This window comes from Sporosarcina soli (genome assembly GCF_042655805.1).
Taxonomy (GTDB): domain Bacteria; phylum Bacillota; class Bacilli; order Bacillales_A; family Planococcaceae; genus Sporosarcina; species Sporosarcina soli.
Genome location: NZ_JBHSNO010000006.1, coordinates 199471 through 221764 on the forward strand (window position 1 = coordinate 199471; position 22294 = coordinate 221764).

The 22294-nt window shown below is 41.8% G+C and carries 21 protein-coding genes; 10 read left to right on the forward strand and 11 right to left on the reverse strand.

The window, feature by feature from the left end:
* Positions 1 to 2 precede the first annotated feature (2 nt).
* The 3 genes from ACFPRA_RS13205 to ACFPRA_RS13215 all read left to right on the forward strand — a co-directional run bounded on the left by ACFPRA_RS13205 (position 3) and on the right by ACFPRA_RS13215 (position 3563).
* Complete coding sequence (locus ACFPRA_RS13205) at positions 3 to 617, forward strand: DUF4166 domain-containing protein (RefSeq protein ID WP_381435386.1); 615 nt, start codon at positions 3 to 5, stop codon at positions 615 to 617.
* The gene (locus ACFPRA_RS13210; RefSeq protein ID WP_381435388.1) at positions 604 to 2193 is read left to right on the forward strand and encodes a YndJ family protein; all 1590 of its coding nucleotides are present in this window, start codon (positions 604 to 606) and stop codon (positions 2191 to 2193) included. The genes ACFPRA_RS13205 and ACFPRA_RS13210 overlap by 14 nt, the downstream gene beginning before the upstream one ends.
* Positions 2194 to 2663: 470 nt before the next feature.
* The gene (locus ACFPRA_RS13215) at positions 2664 to 3563 is read left to right on the forward strand and encodes a cation diffusion facilitator family transporter (protein ID WP_381435390.1); all 900 of its coding nucleotides are present in this window, start codon (positions 2664 to 2666) and stop codon (positions 3561 to 3563) included.
* A gap of 438 nt (positions 3564 to 4001) precedes the next feature.
* On the opposite strand, the gene ACFPRA_RS13220 is transcribed toward ACFPRA_RS13215, so the two are convergent.
* The 4 genes from ACFPRA_RS13220 to ACFPRA_RS13235 all read right to left on the reverse strand — a co-directional run bounded on the left by ACFPRA_RS13220 (position 4002) and on the right by ACFPRA_RS13235 (position 7401).
* On the reverse strand, positions 4002 to 4970 hold the full coding sequence (locus tag ACFPRA_RS13220) for an LCP family protein (protein WP_381435393.1): 969 nt from the start codon (positions 4968 to 4970) through the stop codon (positions 4002 to 4004).
* A gap of 194 nt (positions 4971 to 5164) precedes the next feature.
* The gene (locus ACFPRA_RS13225) at positions 5165 to 5743 is read right to left on the reverse strand and encodes an undecaprenyl-diphosphatase (RefSeq protein WP_381435395.1); all 579 of its coding nucleotides are present in this window, start codon (positions 5741 to 5743) and stop codon (positions 5165 to 5167) included.
* The gene (locus tag ACFPRA_RS13230; protein WP_381435398.1) at positions 5740 to 6729 is read right to left on the reverse strand and encodes an LCP family protein; all 990 of its coding nucleotides are present in this window, start codon (positions 6727 to 6729) and stop codon (positions 5740 to 5742) included. The genes ACFPRA_RS13225 and ACFPRA_RS13230 overlap by 4 nt, the downstream gene beginning before the upstream one ends.
* 30 nt (positions 6730 to 6759) lie before the next feature.
* Positions 6760 to 7401: a helix-turn-helix domain-containing protein gene (locus ACFPRA_RS13235; RefSeq protein ID WP_381435400.1), complete on the reverse strand. Its 642-nt coding sequence runs from the start codon at positions 7399 to 7401 to the stop codon at positions 6760 to 6762.
* 343 nt (positions 7402 to 7744) lie between these two features.
* On the opposite strand from ACFPRA_RS13235, the gene ACFPRA_RS13240 reads away from it, so the two are divergent.
* Positions 7745 to 8326: a branched-chain amino acid aminotransferase gene (locus tag ACFPRA_RS13240; protein ID WP_381435403.1), complete on the forward strand. Its 582-nt coding sequence runs from the start codon at positions 7745 to 7747 to the stop codon at positions 8324 to 8326.
* Positions 8327 to 8340: 14 nt separating this feature from the next.
* A complete protein-coding gene (locus ACFPRA_RS13245; protein WP_381435406.1) occupies positions 8341 to 9282 on the forward strand; it encodes a TRM11 family SAM-dependent methyltransferase in 942 nt (313 codons plus the stop codon).
* A gap of 50 nt (positions 9283 to 9332) precedes the next feature.
* On the opposite strand, the gene ACFPRA_RS13250 is transcribed toward ACFPRA_RS13245, so the two are convergent.
* Positions 9333 to 10874, reverse strand: a complete 1542-nt coding sequence (locus ACFPRA_RS13250; protein WP_381435408.1) for a sensor domain-containing diguanylate cyclase — start codon at positions 10872 to 10874, stop codon at positions 9333 to 9335.
* A gap of 259 nt (positions 10875 to 11133) precedes the next feature.
* The gene (locus tag ACFPRA_RS13255) at positions 11134 to 11289 is read right to left on the reverse strand and encodes a hypothetical protein (protein ID WP_239390785.1); all 156 of its coding nucleotides are present in this window, start codon (positions 11287 to 11289) and stop codon (positions 11134 to 11136) included.
* A 119-nt stretch (positions 11290 to 11408) separates the two neighbouring features.
* Here ACFPRA_RS13255 and ACFPRA_RS13260 point away from each other — a divergent pair, with 119 nt between their 5' ends.
* Positions 11409 to 12083: a DNA alkylation repair protein gene (locus ACFPRA_RS13260; protein ID WP_381435411.1), complete on the forward strand. Its 675-nt coding sequence runs from the start codon at positions 11409 to 11411 to the stop codon at positions 12081 to 12083.
* 338 nt (positions 12084 to 12421) lie between these two features.
* Here the strand turns inward: ACFPRA_RS13260 and ACFPRA_RS13265 are convergent, their stop codons facing one another.
* Together ACFPRA_RS13265 and ACFPRA_RS13270 are read right to left on the reverse strand one after the other, a co-directional pair.
* Positions 12422 to 12784 (reverse strand): outer membrane protein assembly factor BamD, encoded by a 363-nt coding sequence (locus ACFPRA_RS13265; protein ID WP_381435414.1) that lies wholly within the window; start codon positions 12782 to 12784, stop codon positions 12422 to 12424.
* Positions 12785 to 13339: 555 nt separating this feature from the next.
* On the reverse strand, positions 13340 to 13573 hold the full coding sequence (locus tag ACFPRA_RS13270) for a hypothetical protein (protein WP_381435416.1): 234 nt from the start codon (positions 13571 to 13573) through the stop codon (positions 13340 to 13342).
* A 110-nt stretch (positions 13574 to 13683) separates the two neighbouring features.
* Between ACFPRA_RS13270 and ACFPRA_RS13275 the strand changes: the two genes are divergently transcribed.
* The 4 genes from ACFPRA_RS13275 to ACFPRA_RS13290 all read left to right on the forward strand — a co-directional run bounded on the left by ACFPRA_RS13275 (position 13684) and on the right by ACFPRA_RS13290 (position 17457).
* Positions 13684 to 15012, forward strand: a complete 1329-nt coding sequence (locus ACFPRA_RS13275; protein WP_381435419.1) for a M20/M25/M40 family metallo-hydrolase — start codon at positions 13684 to 13686, stop codon at positions 15010 to 15012.
* A gap of 52 nt (positions 15013 to 15064) precedes the next feature.
* Positions 15065 to 15511, forward strand: coding sequence for a YaiI/YqxD family protein (locus tag ACFPRA_RS13280; protein WP_381435421.1), 447 nt, complete (start codon positions 15065 to 15067; stop codon positions 15509 to 15511).
* A 324-nt stretch (positions 15512 to 15835) separates the two neighbouring features.
* Positions 15836 to 16915, forward strand: a complete 1080-nt coding sequence (locus tag ACFPRA_RS13285; RefSeq protein WP_381435423.1) for a type III polyketide synthase — start codon at positions 15836 to 15838, stop codon at positions 16913 to 16915.
* 11 nt (positions 16916 to 16926) lie between these two features.
* Positions 16927 to 17457, forward strand: coding sequence for an isoprenylcysteine carboxyl methyltransferase family protein (locus ACFPRA_RS13290; protein WP_381435426.1), 531 nt, complete (start codon positions 16927 to 16929; stop codon positions 17455 to 17457).
* A 53-nt stretch (positions 17458 to 17510) separates the two neighbouring features.
* Here the strand turns inward: ACFPRA_RS13290 and ACFPRA_RS13295 are convergent, their stop codons facing one another.
* From ACFPRA_RS13295 to ACFPRA_RS13305, 3 genes are all read right to left on the reverse strand, one after another.
* Positions 17511 to 18620 carry a citrate/2-methylcitrate synthase gene (locus ACFPRA_RS13295; protein ID WP_381435428.1) on the reverse strand — a complete coding sequence of 370 codons (1110 nt, stop codon included), beginning with the start codon at positions 18618 to 18620 and terminating at the stop codon, positions 17511 to 17513.
* A gap of 245 nt (positions 18621 to 18865) precedes the next feature.
* The gene (gene nhaC / locus ACFPRA_RS13300) at positions 18866 to 20263 is read right to left on the reverse strand and encodes a Na+/H+ antiporter NhaC (RefSeq protein ID WP_381435431.1); all 1398 of its coding nucleotides are present in this window, start codon (positions 20261 to 20263) and stop codon (positions 18866 to 18868) included.
* A 443-nt stretch (positions 20264 to 20706) separates the two neighbouring features.
* A complete protein-coding gene (locus ACFPRA_RS13305) occupies positions 20707 to 21849 on the reverse strand; it encodes a PD-(D/E)XK nuclease family protein (protein ID WP_381435433.1) in 1143 nt (380 codons plus the stop codon).
* Positions 21850 to 22294: the final 445 nt, after the last annotated feature.

Below are 22294 nucleotides of genomic sequence, written 5' to 3' on the forward strand. Positions count from 1 at the left end.
TGATGTCGATTTACAAACAAGTGATGGGCGAGGATTTCAATCGTCTGCATCCGATGCTTCAACACAGGTATGACTTGCCGGAAGGGACTGTCTTTAGTGCCTCAGGAATCATGAAAGAAATTCACGGTGGCCCGAAATGGCTTTATCCGCTTTTTCGGATCGGTATCCATTGGAAATTACTATTTCCCGAACATGGAAAGGATATTCCCTTCACGATTCAAAATCGGGCGTTTATCGGAACACACGGGAACAGTCAAGTACACTGGGAACGAATTTTTCATTTTGGACAGAAAAGGCGTTATTTCAATGCACTGATGAGCTTGGATGCCGAGCGACAGATCATCCAAGATTACCTTGGTGAACCGCATTTAGTTTACTCAGATTTAGCTTTCCATGTGGATGCCGACGGATTTTTGACGATTGAATCATTAGAACAACGCCTTGTCCTCGGAAAGATGGAAATTCCATTGCCGCGACTATTTCAAGGCTTGGCTACGGTCCGGGAGACATATGACGACGAAAGTGGGCTATATCAAATCGATGTCACCGTACGGAATCCTCTGATCGGAACGGTTTTTGCTTATGAAGGGACGTTTGCTATTGATGTTGAATCGTAATTTCCTCATGCTCCATGTCGTTCTGTTTTTGTGTGTAGCTTATTTTAGTGTCAATCCATGGCCTTCCCTTATGCTGACGGTGGCACAGCTCGTCTATGTGCCGATCGCCTTGCGACTGATTGTAAAAAAGGATGATTGGTTTACAAAATGCTATCCTTTTACTTTCATTCCTGCATATGTGGCAGTTGTACTCTTGCAACTCACTACTTCGCCTAAATGGGAAATCCTATTTGCTTCTGTTTATTTATTCTTTACAGTTATTGTAGCGCTGTACGGATTGTCACGTTTTTTCAACCGGGGATTCACCCATATGGAAGAGTTTTCGATTGATATAGGGCTGATGTATCTTGCATTAGGCGGCGCTTGGTTTTTTGCCTATGTAGTGGGCATTAATACAGGTTTTAGTCCGCTTATCACTTGGTTAACAGCCATCCATTTCCATTACTCCTCCTTTTTGCTTCCCCTATTTATCGGGTTATTGGGAAGGATTTATAAGCCCGCCAAGTATTCCATTATTAGTTCGCTCCTCATTGTGGCACCAATGGTCGTAGCAATCGGCATTACGTTTTCCAGGTGGCTTGAATTACTATCTGTCCTGCTCTATATCATCGGGATCGGCGGATTAATCGGCATGGCTTGGAGAGCGCCTTTCGCCAACAAGCTCCAGCAATGGCTCGTCCGGGTTTCCTTTAGTGCACTTGGGGTGACGATCATCTTTTCCTTGCTATATGCACTTGGAAATGGCTTCGGACTGACATCCGTTGACATTGATTTTATGCTCCGTTTCCATGGACTGTTGAACTGTGTGCTTTTTGCCCTGTTTGGAATCATCGGCTGGACAATAGCTATTCCGACACCAACCTTTGAGATGCCGCGATTCCCTATGAGCGCTATACGTGGGAAATGGAAAATCGGTCAGCAGGTCTTGAATCAAATTGTGAAGAACAAGCATCGGGGACTCGTTGATGATATGCAAGTATATGGCCATCCCTTATTATCTCCCCGCATTATCAATTTTTATGAAAACACGACGGATTATCGACTCGTTTCTCGTGTGAAATGGCAGAAGTGGTTTAAACCGTTTGCTTTCCTTTACACATTGGCAAGTAAAAAAACGCAGCAGATCAATCTGCCTTTTCATGATGTCAAAGTGGAAATGACCGGCGACATCCTTTCCCTTAAAGATGGAGTGGACGGGCGGGATCATGTGCGGGCTTGGGTGCGGAAAATCGGTGAAGATACGGTCTTTGTCGCACTTTACTCACAGCATACAACCGCACAGCGAACCTATATGAATATTGCCCTACCATTGCCTTTTGCTACGATGACCGGTATTTTGGAATTGAATCAGATTGACAACCAATTACAGCTAACGAGCCGGAAAACAAGTGCAACTGATTCAGATGCAGGCATCTACCTAACTTTCCGGAACAACCAGTTGTTTAAACTACCGATTGAAGAAAATTTCCTTGTTCATGAAAAGCCAGATGGGACATTGCGTGCAAAGCATCAAATGTGGATTTTTGCATGGCCCTTTTTGACGATTGACTACTGGATTGAGCGCAAGGCGGATTGAAAGGTTACTTGCTGATGTAACTTTCCGATGCTATACTTAATCAATCACGCCTCGGAGTGATTGCGTCCAGATTTTGAATTGTGAATCGAACAGCGAAGGGTTCGATTTGCCGTATTTCTGAGCTTTTTGCAGAAATTAAGGCACTTAAATAAAATTAACTCCTTTCAAAATCTATGACATCCGCCCGAGGCTTAACTTGAATCAGCAAATTTTTTTGTACTGAAAGCGAAGCGTCAGCTACAGAGAGTTTGAACTCCCCCTGATTGAAATGCTTTCTGACATTCATCCCACTACTTATGGAAGTGGGGGAATCCTGCTGAATCAAGTTAGACGTCTAAACCGAATGAGTGATGGATATGCTAGCGATATTGATCCAACAATATAATTTTGAACGTTCGAATCCTTGACAGAAGTCTGTCAAGGATTTTTGTTTCCCAGAGGAAAGATATCATATTAGGGGGTTATGGAAGATGAGTAAAGATCGTCACGAAAGTGCTTCAATCCTAGCTGTATGGATCAGTTTAATCAGCAATATCCTTTTAACGATCCTGAAACTTGTTGTAGGGGTGCTCTTCAAGAGTCCAGTCCTCGTTGCAGATGGTTTCCATAATGCCGGAGATGTCATTGCAACAGGTGCCGCCCTGACATCGATGCGCATTTCGAAACGTCCCGCTGACGATGACCATCCATACGGTCATGGAAAAGCCGAAGTTATCAGCTCTGCCATTGTCGCGCTTATTTTAGGCTTAGCTGCTCTTTATATTGCCTTCGAAGCCGTTATGGCCTTTTTCGAAGAACCGGCAAAAGCAAGCTTGCTGGCGTTACTGACCGCTTTCATATCACTTATATGGAAACAAGCGCTGTACATTTATACAATCCGACTCGGAAAACTAACGAATAGTAAAGGACTGATTGCGACAGCATATGATCATCTCGCAGATGTCTATGCTTCTCTCGCCGCTGTTTTAGGAATCGGCCTTGCGCTGATTGGGGATCTATATGACATCCACTTTCTCGCATACGGGGATCCGTTTGCCGGTATTATCGTATCAGGTTTAGTGCTGAAGCTCGCTTATGATATCGGGAAAGAGGCACTGGATGTGCTGATGGAGAAAAATATAAGCCAACAACGATTGGATGAGTTTGCTCTGTTAATCCTCACAATCCCTGAAGTAAAGCGAATCGATCGCTTGCGGGCCCGTGAACATGGTCATTATATTCTTGTAGATTTACGAGCGAGTGTCCCAGGGGAAATGACTATTCAAGAGGGTCATGATGTTTCACGGCAGATTAAGCAAACGATCATGGCACAGCATAGTGATGTGGATGAAGTGCTCATCCACTTAAATCCTTGGTATCAGGATGACTAATCGACTATATAAAAAAACGCGTAACTATAAGCAGTTACGCGTTTTTTATCATGTTCCGACAGAAGACTCCTTCTTCAACCGTGCTTAGGGCATAGCCCAACGATAAGGGGCGAGATGAATGTCGGTTAGACGATAGCCTAAAGCTCGCCACTACAGAACGTGCGTGCTATAATAAAACTGTACAGATTGCTCTTTGAAAACTGAAGATATGAGGTTTTGACAGGAATTTCGTCTGTCATGTAAAATCTTCAACGATTCAACCGCCCGCCTAGCCGAAAAGCGAAAACCAAGCAGTACGCTAGGCGATTGGAGTCCAACGTACAAGTTTTTTTAACATTCACCGTAGGGACTACGGATAGAGCCTGCTAAGATAACTTTCGGATACGAAAGTGTTCGCAGGAATCTCCCACTTCTAAACGATGTGAAAGTGGGAGTAGTTCAAGGCTGATCTTCTACTGTTTCAGAGTTGTTATCCTCTTCTGCAGGCGATAGAAATTCTTTCAGCGCCTGCTTGTTCTTTTCAAAATCGATACTCAATACTTCACCGACACGTTCGCGCTTATCTACAAATGAATTGGCGACGGGAATCCGTAGCGTTTCCATCTTCGCATTCTTGTTCAACAACATGCCTTTCCCGATGGAGAGCAACGTCCGGTTATCTACATTGGTGTCAATATAAGGCTCTACGACACCGAGCAGTTTTGGCAGATTCACGAATGTATGAAAGCTGATCGCTTGATCCTTCAACTTCGTCAATACTTCCTGTTGCCGCTCGACCCGTCCAAAATCACTTAGCCGGTCATGGCGGAAACGTACATAACCTAATAATTGTTCACCGTTTAACACTTGTTTCCCAGGATGCAACGTCATGTAGATTCCATGAGACATCGTATATGGAATATCCACTTCAATGCCGTCGGGTGCGATGACATCGACGATTTTTGAAAATCCGTTAAAGTCGACCATAGCATAATAATGAACATCAATATCAAAATTTTCCTTGATCGTCTTTCGAACAAGCTCTGGCCCTCCTATCGCGAATGCACTATTCATTTTTTGTTTGCCATGCCCTGGGATATCCACATAAATGTCCCTCATAATGGATACGAGCCGCACATCATTTGTCGTTTGATTGTAATGTGCAATCATCAAGGTATCAGCTCTAGCCTTCTCGTCTCCCCTCGCATCGCCGCCTAACAGCAACACATTAATCTCACCAAAAACCGGTTCCGCGCCTTCGAACGGATCAAATACTTCATCTTTCGTGGCGTCTTTTCCCGCGATTGACAAGCCATGATTGTACTGAATGACCCAATATGCGATTCCTATAATAAGGAGAGAAATGACGGTGAATTGCACTAACCGCAGGCCTCTCCGCTTCTTTTTTCTTCTTTCACTTCTTTTCATCACTTCATCCACCTATCGTTCAGCAATGTCTTATTTTCTCCATTATAATCTATTATGCACAAAATACGGCTCTTTTGAGAACATTCAATTATAAGCCCTTTATCCTAATCGAAAAAGGGGACTCCAAAAAGGGCTATTCGCGAAGAAAATGAAAGACGGATTCACGACTGAAGCAATAACTCCTTTTCGGATTGTTAATGATTTGTTTTCAAATTCAGTTTGCTAATTACGCAGATGATACGATCAAACAAAGGTTCCAACAAGCGCCTTTGACTGATGACGATCCATGTAACTGAGAGAGCAATAAAAGCGCCTGCCAGCACATCCAAAGGATAATGCACGCCGATATAAAGCCGTGAAAGTGCCATGAAAACAGCCATAATCAGCAGGACACTCCCCGCTTTTCTATGTTTCCAAAAAAGGGCGAACGCCAAGGCAAATGAGCCTGCAGCATGATTGCTTGGGAAGGAGGGGTCCATCGTTGATTTTTCAACAAGCAGTGTCACAGTATGTGAAACAAATGGACGCGGTCGAAAATAGGACATTTCAATGATCTTATCGATCCCAAGTGTTAGGACAGCAATTGTTAGCGCAAATAGGACAAGCTTCCGATTTTCCATCTTATTTCCTGATTTCGAAAACCAGAGCCCTACAAAGATGATGCCGAACAAAATAGGGCCATACTTCGAAAACAACAGAACGAACTGATCCAATATCGCATTTTTTCCGGCAAATTGGTTAATCATTTCAAAAAGTTTATAATCCAGTTTCATACTTTTTTCTCCGGAGGTGTGTCTTCATCCAAATCGTTGCTGGTGATTTCTTTCTGTGGAGATAAAAACTCTTGTAATGCCTGTTTGTTTTTCTCGAAATCAATATCCAAAACGGCCCCTACGTTCACGCGTCTATCTTCGTATGAAGAAGCAATCGGAATACGTAAAGTCTCCATCTGTTTAGATTCCCCTAGTAGCAACCCTTTTCCGATTGTAAGAAGTGTCCGATGATCAACGTTGGTGTCAATATAAGGATCCACAGTACCAAGTATTTTCGGTAAGTTCATCAACGTATGGAGGCTAACAGCTTGGTCTTTCAATTTTGTCAAAGCTTCTTGCTGCCGTTCCACCCGTCCAAAGTCACTCAAACGGTCGTGACGAAAACGGACGTAGCCCAATAACTGATCTCCGTTCAATACTTGTTTTCCCGGCTCCAAAGTCATTCCGATCCCGTGTGACATTGTATAAGGGATCTCAACCTCAATTCCATCCGGTGCAATCACATCTACGATTTTGGAGAATCCTGAAAAATCAACCATGGCATAATAGTGAAGGTCCATATCAAAATTTTGTTTAATCGTTTTTCTGACGAGTTCAGGGCCCCCGAAAGCAAATGCAGCATTAATTTTGTGTTTACCGTGGTCTGGAATATCCACATATGTATCCCGCATAATGGAAACGAGTTTCACCTCATTCGTCATTTGGTTATAATGCGCGATCATCAGGGAATCCGAGCGTGCATCTTCATCCCCTCGAGAGTCGCTTCCTAATAGCAACACGTTAATTTCACCAAATTGTGGGTCCTCACCTTCGAACGGCTCAAACGTCGTTTGATCATCTTTAAGAAGACCGTCGTTCGCCAATGTCCGACCACTATTGTACTGATATCCCCAATAAAAGGACCCTATCGCAATGACGAATGCGGCAAGTATGAAAAAATTCCTTAATCCTTTTCGTTTCGCTTTTCTTCTATCTCTTCTTTTCATAACTAAATCCACCTATCACTTAACTGTTGGTTATGTTTTTACTAATGATTTTGTAGTAAGTTGTACGGCAAGTGCGTCATCTAAATAGCCAATCGGAAATAGATAATCTGGAATAACATCTACGGGGATTATAAAGTATAAAAGAACGCTTCCGATTAAAACAAGTTCAAATGAAGTACTCTTCCCCGAAGTGAATTTTTTATAATACCCTTTTAACTCGTTAATAAATGGACCTACGCCTCCAACTTTCTGTAGCTTTTCGTCAAACTCCTTAAGGATTGTGTTTTTCCCCTCATCTGTTTGCGAAAAAAGTCCATAGTTTTCCAGTTTTTGCTCAACACGTTCTATCGAAAACTGATTATCGTAAATGTTCGATGACTCTAGCACACCTTGAATTTCGTCAACAGATGCATGCATATCTGTTTGAAGCTTTTCCTGCTGCTCAACCGGATATCCAGCGGCTTCAACAAAATCGATTAATGGAACGCCAAGGCATTCTGCAAAACGCTCTAAGTGTTGTAAGTTCGCCTTTCGTTTACCATTAATAATTCGTGAAATTGTAGCTGTATCAATTTCAGTGAGTTCACTTAGTCGCCGCATGGACAATGATCGTTCTTTTAATCGTTCCCTTAACAACAATCCTAGCGTATTACTGATTTTCTCCTCAGCCATTGTCGACTCTCCCTTCCTAATTGACGTTACTTAGCAATAATTGTTGCAGTTCAGCACGAATGCAGTCCAAATAAGTGTATAGTTGCGTTGTTATTTTGTCAACACAGATTTACACTGTTCGATCTGGTATTGGAACCTTCTCGCCAAGAGGTGCTTGATCACGATAAAATCGTTGACAATAAAGCAACAATACTTTGTGATACAAAAAATCACAAATCATATGAAGCGAAAGAATCTGGAAATAAGATCTATAAAAATAATAAGCCTTCTGAAACAATGTAGGCTATACTGTTAGAAAAGGGGAACTGAACTACAGTCCTCATCAGTAAAGGAGTTATGCGAAATGCTGAAAAAACAGATGGAACAATATATTGAAGATCAAATGCATGATAATAACATCGAGTTGTTTCAATTTGAGCAAGACTATGCGGAAAAACATCAGTTGTTATCCAGTCAGGTCATTGCTGTTGAAAAAAGTTTTCATTTCCAAATAATTGAGCGGTGCAACAAAGAGTCAGAAGCAGTAATTCAGGCTGAAAACCATGACTTTTTGACTGGACCCGTTTCCTTTTTGAAGAGCCATCAAGAAGATTTTATTTATGTGGAAGCGAATGATTTTGGGCTTGTCGGTGTAGACGCAATCGCACTTGAATTCGATGATGTCTTTGAAACGTATACCGCTTTGTTCGGATTGAGATTGCAAAAGAAATGCGGTGCTGCTATCAAAGCTTATTTGGATACCCATCTACAAGGAGACGGTGCAAAATATAGCGTGATGTTTTCCGGGGAAGACGGTTTGTGGGATATGAATTTCGCGCTAGACTTTGTAGAAGGTTTTCACGAATCACAATCATTCGAGGAAGTTTATGAACTAATTTATCGTTTCGTTTTCAATTTAGTTGAGGCGGTAGAGGAAGCACAGTAAAGGATGGGAATTATTTGAGAGATCCAGAATATATATACACCTATGTACGTCATAAAGATGAACAGGATCTATGCAAATTGGAGATGCGGATGTTTTTTGGATTTGACGTGCCTTCCAATGTGTTGAAAAGTACAGTTGACATCGATCCGAGTCGGAGTCCTTTTATGAAGGAACGACTGGACGTCATGTACAAAGATACAAGCTTAGATGGACTTTTAGAACAAGTAGCGCAACTTGAAATAGATGAAGCGACTTTTCGCGTTGTCTGTCTGAATGCGACAGAACTGGGTGCAACGAAAAAAATTGGACATTCTGAACGACGGAAAATAGAGCGTACAATCGGTTTACGTATTCAAGGTGAACCCGACTTAGACAATCCGGATCTTGTTTTTGGCGTTGTTTCACTAGATAACCACTGGTACTTCGGAAAGCATATGGAAAGCGAAGCGATCTGGTTTCAACACCAACAAAAACCACATATGTATTCGACCGCACTTAGTACCCGTGTTGCACGGGCAGTTGCCAATATTGCCGTTCCGCAACCCGATGGTGTCCGAGCCATCGATCCTTGTTGTGGTATAGGAACAGTATTGGTGGAAGCATTATCGATGGGCATCAATATCACCGGCCGGGACATCAACCCTCTCGTCGTTTTAGGTTCGCGAAAGAATATAGCCCATTTCGGATTGAAAGGCGATGTGACAATTGGACCGATTGCAGATGTCATGGACACTTACGATGTGGCCATCATCGATATGCCCTATAATTTATTTACCCATATTACCGCCGAAGGGCAACTCGACATTTTAAAGGAAGCACGCCGATTTGCGAAGAAAGTCATCGTCGTGACGATTGACACGATTGACCATATGTTAACCGAAGCCGGTTTTGCCATAACAGATCGCTGTATTGCAAAAAAAGGGACATTTTCCCGTCAAATCCTCGTTTGTGAATAGTAAAAAGACTTCGCTGCCATTCGCGAAGTCTTTTTACTATACAGCTATCCTTACTCTTCCGCCAAAACGACCCGGTTTCTACCTTCTGTTTTTGCCCGATATAAGGCTTTGTCTACTCTCTCAAATAAGTGGTCCACCGTTTCTTCCGGATCATGATAATAACCTACTCCTAAAGAAACTGTAATGATGTCATTCGTAGGACACACAACTGCTGCAACATTTCGGCGAAGCCTTTCCGCAATTTTCAGTGCATCCGTATGATTTGTGTCTGTCAACAGCATCACGAATTCTTCTCCGCCTAGTCGAACACAAACGTCTTCACTTCGAACAACTTCACACATTTTTTCAGCAAGGAATTTTAATACTTCATCTCCGACCTGATGACCATATGTATCATTGACCTGTTTAAAATGGTCGATATCAATCATAATCAGGGAAAATGGCTTTTTGTGGCGGATCCACTTCGCTATCATTTCCTCTTGATATCTTCGATTTTTTAACCCAGTGAGTGCATCCGTATAGGAACGTTCTTTATATTCGTCCACAGTTTGTTGTTGCCATTCCGCATATTCACGTATGGTTTCATTTAACTGTTTCGCTTCAAAATACCACGTCGGAATAGCCGTCTGCGTACGCTCTCCTTCTCTTAGACTAGCTGAATATAGGGCTAACTTCCGCAAGGGAGATGCTAATCCATTGGTCAAGAGAATCGTTACGAAAAAGAAAAAGATCACGAATGGCAAAGCATACAACAACATTCTAGAAACAACATCTGCCGCTGATTTGACGCTTACTCCAATTGGCGTTTGTGACACGACTCCCCACTTGCTTGCCTTAATAAAAGTATAGCCTGCAAGATATTCCTGCCCATTCGAGTTGAGCACTTTTTGCGCCCCGCTTTCATGCCGCATGATTTTCTGTGCAACATCATTTTCCACGACCGATGTCCCAATTCGATCTGCAACCGGATGGTAAATAATTATCCCATTGCGATCGACCACCCATACATACGAACCGTCCGTCGCATAATGATCCCCTAGGATGTCACGAATCGAGTTCTCTTCTTGCAAATAAATCGTACCGCTCAAAAAACCGAGATACTCATTTTTATCATTCCATAAAGGTGTGGAAATCAAAACGAGCAGTCTACCAGTTGTAGCTTGGTAAGGGGCTGAAATGAGATTCTTTCTCTCATAGAGCGCTTCTTTCGGACCAGGGGTCTCTAATTTACTTCCCACGATACCTACGTCAGGTGCCGTAGCCAGTACCACTCCATCTCTATTGACAACAGAGAGTGAGTTGAAATTTTTGTTACTACTGAGTAGCACATCCAGTTCTTCAGTTAATTTTTCAGCGTCGTCTATGTCAGCACTCACTTCAAAGGCTTTCACTTGTAACTGACTTTGCATCCCCTCAAAGACCTCTTCTGTCAATTGAGCCAATTTCGCGGAAAAAACATTATTCATCTTCAATGTATTATCGACTACATTTTCTTTTTCCACAAAATAGCCTGCAATTGATGTGATGCCCAGAATGCCAATCATCGTAAATGTCAGAAGAAGCATAATCCAGAAACGCAATGTCTTTATCACATAAATTACCTCTTTTATTGAATGATTATGTTGTACAGATGATTGAATGGAAACGTGGTGATCGTAATCCCATGATATATCATAAAAAGTCACTGATGTCTATTCCAATATTTTATTTCTATCTTTAACAGAGTAGCACTTTTTTCTCGTTTTGCTAATGTTAAATACATCCATTCATTTTTTATAGTTGGATAACAAAAAATACTCAGATTTACGCTGAGTACTTTTGTTATTGTTTGGGTACAACTGTAGGCATCTATTATCTTTTTTCGGCAAGCACGAGACAGAATGTAGCAATAGGACCTAATAGAAGTGAAAGGAGAAACCAATTCAGTCCACTGCGATTTTTACCTTGTGCGAGGCCTGCATTGATCAGCGCAAGTGTGCCCCACCCTACGAAATAGCCATTATCCATTTAAATCACTCCTTCCCCATATTTCTATTACGTTTCTAACAAGGGAAAGATTCACTTTCTCCATTTTTCACCCTTTGGATTATGCTACACTTTTACCAAAACTACTGGAGGGATGCCCCTTGAAAAACACATGGAATCCTAAAGGAATTATCGAGAAGTTTGAAGCGAATCGTAATGAGGAACAAGCCGGACCGATGGAAGCCTATATGAAGAACCATTTCCCTTTCCTTGGAATCAAAAGCCCTCTTCGTAAGCAATTATTGAAAGAGCATTTCGCGGAATATGCGTTGCCAGAGCGGGAGCAGTTGTTTGAAGAAGTTTGGAAATTGTATGAGTTACCGGAGCGGGAGTATCATTATGCAGGAATTGCGTTGATCGAGAAAATGAGAAAACAGCTAACGCTGGAGGACTTTCCTGTATTACGTCAATTTATCGAAACGAAATCATGGTGGGATAGCGTCGATTCCATCGCTCCCCATTTTGTCGGTCAACTGGTGAAAATGGACCGGGCACTTGGAGAATCCGTAATGATGGAATGGTCACACTCGGACAATATGTGGACAAACCGTTCCGCGATCCTCCATCAATTGAAATTCAAACAAGAAACAGATGCCGACCTGCTATTCGACATCATTCAGCAACATTCGTCTTCAACCGAATTCTTCATCCAAAAAGCGATTGGCTGGGCGTTGAGGGAGTATGCAAAAACTCAGCCTGATAAAGTGAAGGCGTTTGTGGAGGAGCATCCGTTGAAACCGCTAAGTCGCCGAGAAGCGCTGAAGCATTTTAGCTAAAGGGAATAAGAAAACTGCACCGCCAATTATAACCGATAGGAGGTGCAGTTTTTTCGTATCGCCCGTCTCGTATCTCCTAATATTTCAAAGCCATTTCTAGGAGTTCCTTATCATGAGTGACCTTCATCCGCAATATTCGTATTGCTTTCGATTATCGACATTATCTTATCTGTCGATATATCAGGTACATATTAATAACAATATCTGCAATTACTTTTTACCATTCCCTCCATCCTTGCTTCATATTCTTTTTTCAGTTGATCTTTTAAGCGGTTTGTGTCCGAATTTTCGTTTTTTATAAGTGTAAGGCACTCGCACAATAGCAAATAAGAGTCTAATTATTCACCAAGCATATAGCCAACAACATGGTTAGTCTCAGAATCAAGAAGTATTAAAGGTGTGCCGACAACAACATTCTCTTTGTCTTCGAAAGTGACAAGTAATACCTCTCTGCCTTCATATGTTTTATCCATCAAATCATACTGGTTATTAGCAATCGTTTTTTCAGCTCGCGCAGTTTGCCAATTGTCTTTTGCACTAGCATTCCACTTTTTTTCCGCAAGAAACCCCCAAGCAATCTTTCTAGCATTTTCATAATGATCTTGCCCAGTGATTTCTTCTACCCCTTGGTTACTCGAACAACCGACAATGAAAAATAGAGAAAGAATTATAATTACTAGGTATGAAAATTTTAATTTCATAATATTGCCTCCTTTTCTTATTGGTCGTTCCTCATTTACTAGAGTTTCGAATCTTTTTTTGTTAGTGAGTTTGAGCGCGGTACGTGGGGTTTGATCACCCGTTGGGGACTTTGAGCGCCACACGCGAGGTTTGATCGCTCGTTGGCGATTTTGAGCGCGGATCACGGAGTTTGATCACTCGTTAGAGACTTTGAGCGTGGATCGCGCTATTTGATCGTTCGTTGGAGACTTTGAGCGTGGATCGCGCTATTTGATCGCTCGTTGGAGACTTTGAGCGCGGATCGCGCTATTTGATCACTCGTTGGAGACTTTGAGCGCGGATCGCACTATTTGATCACTTGTTGGAGACTTTGAGCGCCACGCGCGAGGTTTGATCACTCGTTAGCGATTTTGAGCGCGGATCACGGAGTTTGATCACTCGTTAGAGACTTTGAGCGCGACACACTATGTTTGATCATTTATCAATCCATTAAAACTGTTTACCCGATGTTACATAAATAAAAAGAATCCGTACGCTTCATAATGATTTGCGTGCAGACTCTGTTTGTCCTCTTTTTAGCTATTGATGGAATTTACCGTACTGTCATCTATCATGTTTTCATAATTTTGTTCGCCTACGCGTCTTTTCACTTCGGCTTCAGATATGCGAGGGGAAATTTCATCCGTGGAAAAAGTAATCTCCTCCGCAATTTCAACGTTTTCTAAACGGGCATTCTTGGCGTCGATTTCCCTGCCGTACTTTTCTGCTTCTCCCCTTGTCATTCTTGCGTCTTCAGGTTTATTGAACATCCTACAAGTTCGCTCCTTTCCGAATAAAGCTATTTCCTATCGTATATCCTTTTATAGAGTGAGTTAAACGTCATGGGTATGCTTTCCATAATTTGTGAAGGGAGGATATTGTGAATTCTATTCGTTGGATTTTTGTGGTTCTATTATTATTTTCCACCTTACTATCTGCGTGTTCTCCACAAGCACCAACGTCCGAAACGCCTCGCCTGAAACAAGCCGTAACAGAGTTTTTTGAAGAGCTGGACGTGGAGAATATGTTCACTTCGATTGAAGAGTTAACAAAAGAACCTCGCCTTACCGGGACAAAGTCCGAAAAACAGGCAGCTTCTTTTTTGACCGAACAATTAGAAGGCTATGGTTATACCGTTGATGTTCAATCATTTGAATTTGAAAAATATCGAGCCCCTACTTCTTTACGCCTAACGATCGAAGGATTTAACGAGACACTTTCTCCTGCTGCCTTTCAGTTTTCAGTTTCCGGACATGTGACAGGAGAAATCGTAGAAGCGGGTTTGGGATTGGAATCGGACTACGATGATATTGATGCTGATGGGAAGATTGCGATCGTTGCTGCCGAACGCACTTCCTTTCATGAGCTCGTGCGAAATGCGGGACATGCGGGAGCCGCCGCTATCCTCATCTATTTCCCCCAAGGTTATCCGATCAATCGCTGGTCACTTGGGAAGCATGATGATGCCTTCATCCCCGCCCTTGCTTTATCGTATGAAGAAGGGAAAGCATTGCTGGATCATATGAAAACCGATGGCCCCGTCAATGGAGTAGTGACCATTGAAGGTTCGCATATTGACAAGGCCGAGTCACAAAACTTGATCGCTTTGAAACAACCTGATTTCAAAACAAACAACTCTAAAGAGATCATTACAATTGGCGCCCATTATGATTCCGTCAAACAAGCGCCTGGCGCGAATGATAATGCTAGTGGAACAGCAGTCGTCCTTGAGCTTGCACGCGCGTTGAGAGATGTTCCGACACATAAGGAAATCCGTTTTCTATTCTTTGGAGCGGAAGAAGTCGGACTGTTAGGTTCCGAGTATTATGTCAGCACGTTGTCCAAAAAAGATAGGAAACGCTCGGTCGCCATGTTCAATCTCGATATGGTAGGCAGTGCGGATGCTGGTAAATTGGCCATTCAGACTGTTGACGGAACAGCTAATGCTGTCACAAAAGCCGCCAGTAAAGCGTATGAAGAACTGCATGGTCATTCGGTTTCAATCGGTTCCGGTGGTAGAAGTGACCATACACCTTTTCAGAAGGCAGGAATCGATGCCGCCCTTTTCATTTATTATCCTCCGGAAGAATGGTATCATTCTCCTGATGATACGGTTGATAAAATCAGTAAAGAAAAACTGCTGAACGTAGCAAAAATTGTTGGAAAATCGGCATTGGAGCTAACATTACCTCATAATACGGACGACTGAGTTCTATGTTGGACGGGACCGACATAATAGAGTATATAAAGGGGGCGGCTGAATGACGACAATTCTTATCGACGCGGATGCATGTCCAGTCGTGAATGAAACAATTCGAATCGCAGAGAACTTCGGATTTCGTTGTATGCTGATCTGCGATACTGCACATGAAATGCACCGGGATGGCGCGGAAACGATCATCGTTTCCAAAGGAGCGGATGCCGTCGATTTCGTTCTTGTCAATCGGGTGCAAAAAGATGATATTGTCGTTACACAAGATTACGGTTTGGCAGCGATGGTCCTTGCAAAACAAGGGCATCCGATCGATCAAAACGGCAGGCTCTATACATCGGAGAATATTGATCAACTGCTGTTTGCACGCCATACCGCTCAAAAAGTACGAATGGCCGGCGGGAGATTGCGCGGGCCTAAAAAACGATCGAAGGAAAGCAATCTCAAATTTGAAGAAAGCTTAAAGAAGTTATGTGCAAGTCTTATAAATGCGTAAATGGAAAACCTGTCAGCAAATTGACAGGTTTTCTTTTATGTAGGAGGCATCTTTTGTACAAGACTCGCGTACGTTAGCGTAAGTAGTTTTTTATCTTAATTTATCTCCCACCTCTATAGGTAGTGAAATGAATGCAGATTTGTTTACTGTTCAGCCGGTATTCAAACGCCCACTGAACGAATAATAAAAGGCAGTCTAAGTTCGCAACGTCCTGAAAGTGCCTTAATTTCTGCAAAATTACACAGAAATTAAGGCAAATCGAACCCTTTGCTGTTCGATTGGCAACCCATACAGTTAATTTATCATTCGCACAGGAGGTATTCCATGTCAAAAATCCTTTCTGTCAGTACATTCAAACCGCCTTATGAAGTGAAACAGGAACAGGCTGTCGAGTTGACTAGATCGGTGTTTAGCGAAAAATTTCAAGATATCGAACGACTTTTGAAAGTCTTTCAAAATGGAGAAATCGAAACCCGGAATGTCTGCATGCCCCTTGATTGGTATGGGAAGGCGCATACCTTTGAAGAACGAAACCAATTATATATCGACCATGCAGTCGACTTCGGAATCCAAGCTGTGCTGGCTTGTCTTCAAGGTGACGGAATGCTGGAAGCACCGATTGATCCGTCCATGATCGATGCCATCTTTTTCGTCTCCAGTAGCGGGATTTCAACCCCAAGTATCGATGCACGTATTATGAACCGGATCCCTTTCCGCGATGATACAAAACGAATTCCGATCTGGGGGCTCGGTTGTGCGGGAGGCGCGGCTGGAATCAGTAGAGCATCGGAGTATTGCCGTGCTTTTCCAGAAGCGACCGTTCTTGTTCTTTCCGTGGAATTATGTAGCTTGACGTTCCAAAAGGATGATTATTCAAAAAGTAATCTCGTCGGTGTGTCGTTGTTTTCTGACGGCGTGGCATGTGCCTTAGTCGCTGGCGATGCGTCTACAGTAAAGACGAAACAAGCCGTCCCCTCCATTGTCGCAACGACTTCGAAACTGATGCCGGAGTCGGAGGATGTTATGGGATGGGATGTGAAAAACAATGGTTTATACGTTGTCTTTTCCAAGAGTATCCCTGCCATTATTACAAATTGGCTCGGTCCATTCGTCCATGAATTTCTTGAGAAATATGGAGTGACGAAAAACGATCTTACCCATTTTGTTGCACATCCTGGCGGTAAAAAAGTATTAGGAGCCTATGAAAAAGCACTTGGATTCGATTCAAACAAAACGGACATTTCCCGCGAGGTATTGCGTGAAAATGGGAATATGTCATCCCCGACTGTTCTCTATGTCCTCGAAAAATTCATGGATCGCAAACCTATTAACGGCGAATACGGGCTAATGGCTGCCCTTGGACCTGGATTTTGTGGGGAATTGCTGTTATTGAGATGGGAATGAGAGGTGCTGTAATGCTATTTCTCTTTATCATTTCTTTCATTATTGTCCAACGTCTCGTTGAACTCGTGATTGCGAAGGACAATGAAAGATGGATGCGTAGCCAAGGAGCTTATGAAGTAGGGGCTGGCCATTATCCATGGATGGTGACGATGCATAGTGCATTTTTCTTTTCACTCTTAATGGAAGTCATTTTGTTTAATCGTCCTCTCTCCTCAGTTTGGCCGCTTTTTCTTGGCCTGTTTGTCGTTACCCAAGTGTTGCGAATTTGGTGTCTCGCTTCACTCGGAAAGTTTTGGAATACAAAGATTATCATTTTGCCCGGTGCAAATGTCGTGCGGAAAGGTCCCTATAAATGGATCCGTCATCCGAATTACTTGATTGTCACCACTGAGTTGCTAATTTTGCCGCTGTTCTTCAGCGCTTATTGGACAGCGATCGTTTTTGGGGTTTTAAATGTTTGGATGTTGTCCGTTCGCATTCCCGCTGAGGAAAAAGCATTGAAGGAAGCGACAAATTATGAGGCAAAGTTTTCATTAAAATAATGAAAAAGGAGCTTTCCGCCAAGTCGACTTGACGATGAAGCTCCTTTTCTCATTTATCGATCCTCAATTGGAACATAGCTCCGTAACTGAGATCCGACATATTCAGCTCTCGGGCGAATTAAGCGATTATTCGAGTATTGTTCAAGTATATGCGCTGTCCATCCTGAAGTCCTACTGACAGCAAAAATGGGCGTGAATAGATCTCTAGCAATCCCAAGACTGTCGTAAGTCGAGGCTGAGTAAAAATCCACATTCGGAAGAAGTCCTTTCTCTCTCGTTATCATTTCATCAATCTTGACGGAAATTTCATACATTTTTTTCTTCCCTTTGAGCGTAGTCAAACTTTTTGACATGCTCTTTAAAAATTTAGCACGGGGATCTCCTGTCTTATAGACGCGGTGCCCGAATCCCATGATCTTTTTCTTACTACGAAAAGCCTCAGACAGATGAGATTCAACATTTTCAACTTCTCCGATTTCCTCTAACATTTCCATCACTGCTTCGTTCGCTCCGCCGTGCAGAGGACCACTTAATGTACCTATAGCAGATACAATTCCTGCGTACATATTAGCGAGTGTCCCTACTGTTACGCGCGAAGCAAATGTTGATGCATTTAGTTCATGATCTGCATGGAGAATCAGTGCTGTATCAATCGATTTACTAGCGATTTCATCTGGAACTTCGCCCGTTAACATATATAAAAAGTTCTCAGCAAAAGTAAACTCGGATTTAGGAGATAAAATCTCTTTTCCTTCTTTTACTCGTTGAATAGCAGCTACCACTGTCGAAATCTTTGCTTGTATATTTAACGCCTTGCGAAGATTCGCTTCAGGGGACATATCATAAGCATCCGGATCATACATCTCAAGTGCTGAAACTACCGTTCTGAGTATGGCCATCGGATGAGTATCTCTCGGGAATGACTTCATCAGAACAATAATTTCAGGAGGTAAGACCCCTTGAACAGCAAGATCTTTCTTTAAATTATTAAGTTCCTCAACTGTGGGTAATTCATCATTCCATAACAAATAGAGGACCTCTTCGAAGCTAGCATACATAGCTAACTCATCAATGTTAATCCCCCTATACGTGAGTACACCATCAATAATGGAGCTAATTCCAGACTGTGTTGCTACAACCCCTTCTAACCCTGCTGTTGACATCGTAAATCCTCTCCTTTTTCTATTCTTATTATCTTTCAATTTGGGAACTTTGAATCGAAGATGAAACCGTTATCATATTTTTGAAATTTCCAACAAGTTGTTAACCCCTAGTTTACACCACTATTATCTATGTGTAAAATGAATAATCGGAATACAAATTATGCTGAATTAGAATAAATGAAATTCCTCAATGACTTAAAAAAGAGCTTCCCCGTCAAATTCAATTGACAGAGAAACTCCTTTTTTTATTTTTTATCAGTATGTCCTGTCCGATACGTCAATGTTTTTCCCGTAAAGCCAAACAACACGGTTAAAATCGGTGACAACAAGCAGAAGAATGCAAACGGTAAATAATCAAGGGTTGCTACCCCTAACACACTCGTGATGAAAATCCCACAGACGCTCCAAGGAACTAAAGGATTGACGACTGTCCCGGCATCTTCCATCACTCGGCTCAAGTTTTTACCTGTCAGCCCCACTTTTTCATACTGGGATTGGAATGCTTGCCCTGTCAATAAAATCGATAAGTATTGCTCCCCGATCAACACATTGATGCCGATTGCGGTTAACGCGGAAGCCGCGATAACGGAAGACACTTTCTTTAACAAGCTTTCAATTTTGGCCAATAAACATTGGACAATCCCGAGTGTGAATAATAAGCCACCCATACTCAATGCCAATAAGACTAACCCGATCGTGAAAAACATGCTTTGCAAGCCGCCACCGGAGATCAATTTATCGACGTCTTCGATCCCTGTCGTTGAAGCGAAGCCATTAAATAAGATATCCATCACTTGTGAAGCGGTAAAGCTTTGATGGAAAAATGAAATGAGGACCGCACTAATGGAACTTAAAGCTAATGTCATAAGCGCAGGCACTTTCAATATCGTCAAGACGAATAGGACAAGGAGCGGGATTACTGTATACCAATGGATCATCCCAGTTTTCAACAGTCCTTCTTGGAAAAATGTAATTTGCTCAACCTCGCCTTGGGATACGTTCGGGGATAGGAAACCGAAAATGAGCAACGATATAGCAAATGCAGGATAGGTTGTCCAGCCCATATTGCGAATATGTTCAAATAAATCGACCCCGACGATGGAAGACGCCAGATTAGTCGTATCTGACAAAGGCGACATTTTATCGCCAAAAAAAGCACCTGAGACAATTGCTCCAGCCGTGACGGCCATCGATACATCCAACACTGTTGCCATCCCCATAAAAGCGACACCGACTGTCGCAACCGTCGTCAGTGAACTGCCGATCGAGATGCCGACAATCGCCGTAATCACAAAGACGATCGCGAAGAAAAATTGCGGTGTAATCAGCTGAAAACCTGCATAAATCAACGTCGGTATCGTTCCACTCATCATCCAACTGCTAATTAACATCCCGATAAAGAAAAACAGGAAAACTGCACTCATACCAGCCCCTGCCCCTTCTACTAACCCGCGTTCAAGCTTACGGTACGGAACTTTTTTCAATAAACCATAGCCAAATAATAATAATATAGACCCTAAAATCGGCAAATGTGGAACCGCACCCAATTGAGTGATACTTATACTAATCGCCGCGATAATCGCCACAATCAACGCAAGCGACTCGATAAAGGTAGGCGAAACGACTGCTTTTATGCGAAACATGCTGAAATCCTCCTTGATGATTGAATACCCCAAAAAAACTTTTGTCACGCAAAAAAACTCCATCCATCCCTTGGAAAGGGACGAAGGAGTTCTCCGCGTTACCACCCTACTTGATGAGCCGGCTTTAGCCGACCATCCACTTCATATCTTAACGAGAAAAACGGATGGCGTAATTCACTGTGATTGCTGCCTGAACTTTCACCTGCCATCCAGTCTCTACTTGCTGCCCACAATCCGGCTACTGCACCATCTCTCGTAATTATTCAACTGAAATTCTTTTCCTACTTTTGCGCAATAGTAATTGATTTGAATCTTATCATGTTCATCTCACAAGTCAAGGGTTTAACGAAATGATTAAATATTGCCCTTTTTTCCAACCTTCTTAAACGTCCTCGTTCGCTTTCAAAACCTTCTTTAATTTTGGGAATGTACTTAGGCGGATTTTAGCGCTTATCATCCGGGAAAATGGTCGTCAATAATACTTTCGCTAATGTATTTTCACGTTCACGATCTTTCCAATAAATATAGATATTTTCCGGTGGATTGTTTATATCTAGCTTCCGGAAAATCATTCGATTTGTTTCATCAGGAAAATAAAATAAGTTTTTTTCGTTCTTATAGGGACTATTTACAGAATAATGTTGACGTGAAGGGTAATTGACAATATAGGATTTATCAAAGTTGGCTTCCTTTACATGATGTCCACTTTCCTTCAAAATTCTTTCTGTGACCCATTGCTTCAACTCATTGTGCAGAATATCCACATCGAACTCCACTGCATCATAAAAATCCTGTACATATTTGATAAAGGACTGTCCGTAATCCGTTTTTTGCCTACTAATGATCTTTTCTTCTTGATAAGATTTGAATGATGAGTAAATAAATGACACAAATGATTTTAACGTATGTTTTGTATAATCGTACATCGGTTCGATCTTTCCAATGGCCTCCTCTTCTAAAAGCTGCGCGATCAGTGTAGAAATTGCAGTGTTATTTTCTTCAGCCTTTTCAATCCCCCAAGTAATATGGTAAGCGGGGATTGCATATTTTTGTTCATTTATAAAATGCTGCAACTGTTCAAATTCTTCCAAAGCACGTGATGAATAAGAGGGTGTCAAATAGATAAATGAAATGGCGGTCCTGTCATTTTCGTAATAATTAAGCAAGCCAACCACTTCATCATTGAGTTGTCGATTGCCTTTCACAATGGCACCCTCATTAATTTTATTTTCGATCGCAAACACATGGAGCAGTTTTTGGGGAGTTGTCTTATCAAACAGCTCAATTAATATATCGATATCTCTCGTTTTTCTTTTTATCCCGTCATCTAAAATTGGCAATTTCACTTCCGCTTCCACGCGAACCTCAATATTTGAGTTACGGGATAAGTCCCGCACATCCCCTATATACATTATGTCTTTATAATTCTCTGGATGTAGTTGGACCAGTCGCTTCAAAAATAATTCCAGAAAAACCGAACCCAGTCCGTGATTTTCAGTAGGATCTAATAAATAAGCTAAAAATGAACTCACATTTGGTTCATTAATTGTGCCGTCATTCGAAGAGAGCACCTTAAAAATATTCATGATAATCACCCTATCCTCATCTATCTAATTTCATTACGTACACGATTTTCCTACCCATCTATAGTATACAGATTTATAGAATTTTAATTAATACCGCTAGAAATGGCTTGAGGTTAAAACTTAGCTACCTTACTAAGTAACCTCTATCTTTTTTGATTTTTAAATACGTATTGCATCTGAATATTCACTCCAAATTAAAACTTATAAATAACAACTAATTTGATAACAAGAAAGTTTATTTATACAATTCTATTAAAATTTCATCTTGATAATTCGCAAAATAAAGTCTATACTTCATTTTAAACATTGTGTTTGTATTTACTTTATTATCTTTTTTATCTACTTAATAAGTTTAATGTTACGGTCTCTTACACAGAGAGACTTTATGAAGGAGGTGATGAATTATCAACGCTTTTGCTCTAGTCTGATTGATTATGAAAACTAT

Bases quoted from the DNA above. Each gene is read 5' to 3' on its own strand.
- ACFPRA_RS13270 (WP_381435416.1), bottom strand. From the start codon at position 13,573: ATGTTCAATAAACCTGAAGACGCAAGAATGACAAGGGGAGAAGCAGAA.
- ACFPRA_RS13220 (WP_381435393.1), bottom strand. From the start codon at position 4,970: ATGAAAAGAAGTGAAAGAAGAAAAAAGAAGCGGAGAGGCCTGCGGTTA.
- ACFPRA_RS13240 (WP_381435403.1), top strand. From the start codon at position 7,745: ATGCTGAAAAAACAGATGGAACAATATATTGAAGATCAAATGCATGAT.
- ACFPRA_RS13225 (WP_381435395.1), bottom strand. From the start codon at position 5,743: ATGAAACTGGATTATAAACTTTTTGAAATGATTAACCAATTTGCCGGA.
- ACFPRA_RS13290 (WP_381435426.1), top strand. From the start codon at position 16,927: ATGCTATTTCTCTTTATCATTTCTTTCATTATTGTCCAACGTCTCGTT.
- ACFPRA_RS13210 (WP_381435388.1), top strand. From the start codon at position 604: ATGTTGAATCGTAATTTCCTCATGCTCCATGTCGTTCTGTTTTTGTGT.
- ACFPRA_RS13235 (WP_381435400.1), bottom strand. From the start codon at position 7,401: ATGGCTGAGGAGAAAATCAGTAATACGCTAGGATTGTTGTTAAGGGAA.
- ACFPRA_RS13255 (WP_239390785.1), bottom strand. From the start codon at position 11,289: ATGGATAATGGCTATTTCGTAGGGTGGGGCACACTTGCGCTGATCAAT.
- nhaC (WP_381435431.1), bottom strand. From the start codon at position 20,263: ATGTTTCGCATAAAAGCAGTCGTTTCGCCTACCTTTATCGAGTCGCTT.
- ACFPRA_RS13295 (WP_381435428.1), bottom strand. From the start codon at position 18,620: ATGTCAACAGCAGGGTTAGAAGGGGTTGTAGCAACACAGTCTGGAATT.
- ACFPRA_RS13305 (WP_381435433.1), bottom strand. From the start codon at position 21,849: ATGAATATTTTTAAGGTGCTCTCTTCGAATGACGGCACAATTAATGAA.
- ACFPRA_RS13215 (WP_381435390.1), top strand. From the start codon at position 2,664: ATGAGTAAAGATCGTCACGAAAGTGCTTCAATCCTAGCTGTATGGATC.
- ACFPRA_RS13265 (WP_381435414.1), bottom strand. From the start codon at position 12,784: ATGAAATTAAAATTTTCATACCTAGTAATTATAATTCTTTCTCTATTT.
- ACFPRA_RS13285 (WP_381435423.1), top strand. From the start codon at position 15,836: ATGTCAAAAATCCTTTCTGTCAGTACATTCAAACCGCCTTATGAAGTG.
- ACFPRA_RS13280 (WP_381435421.1), top strand. From the start codon at position 15,065: ATGACGACAATTCTTATCGACGCGGATGCATGTCCAGTCGTGAATGAA.
- ACFPRA_RS13230 (WP_381435398.1), bottom strand. From the start codon at position 6,729: ATGAAAAGAAGAGATAGAAGAAAAGCGAAACGAAAAGGATTAAGGAAT.
- ACFPRA_RS13205 (WP_381435386.1), top strand. From the start codon at position 3: ATGTCGATTTACAAACAAGTGATGGGCGAGGATTTCAATCGTCTGCAT.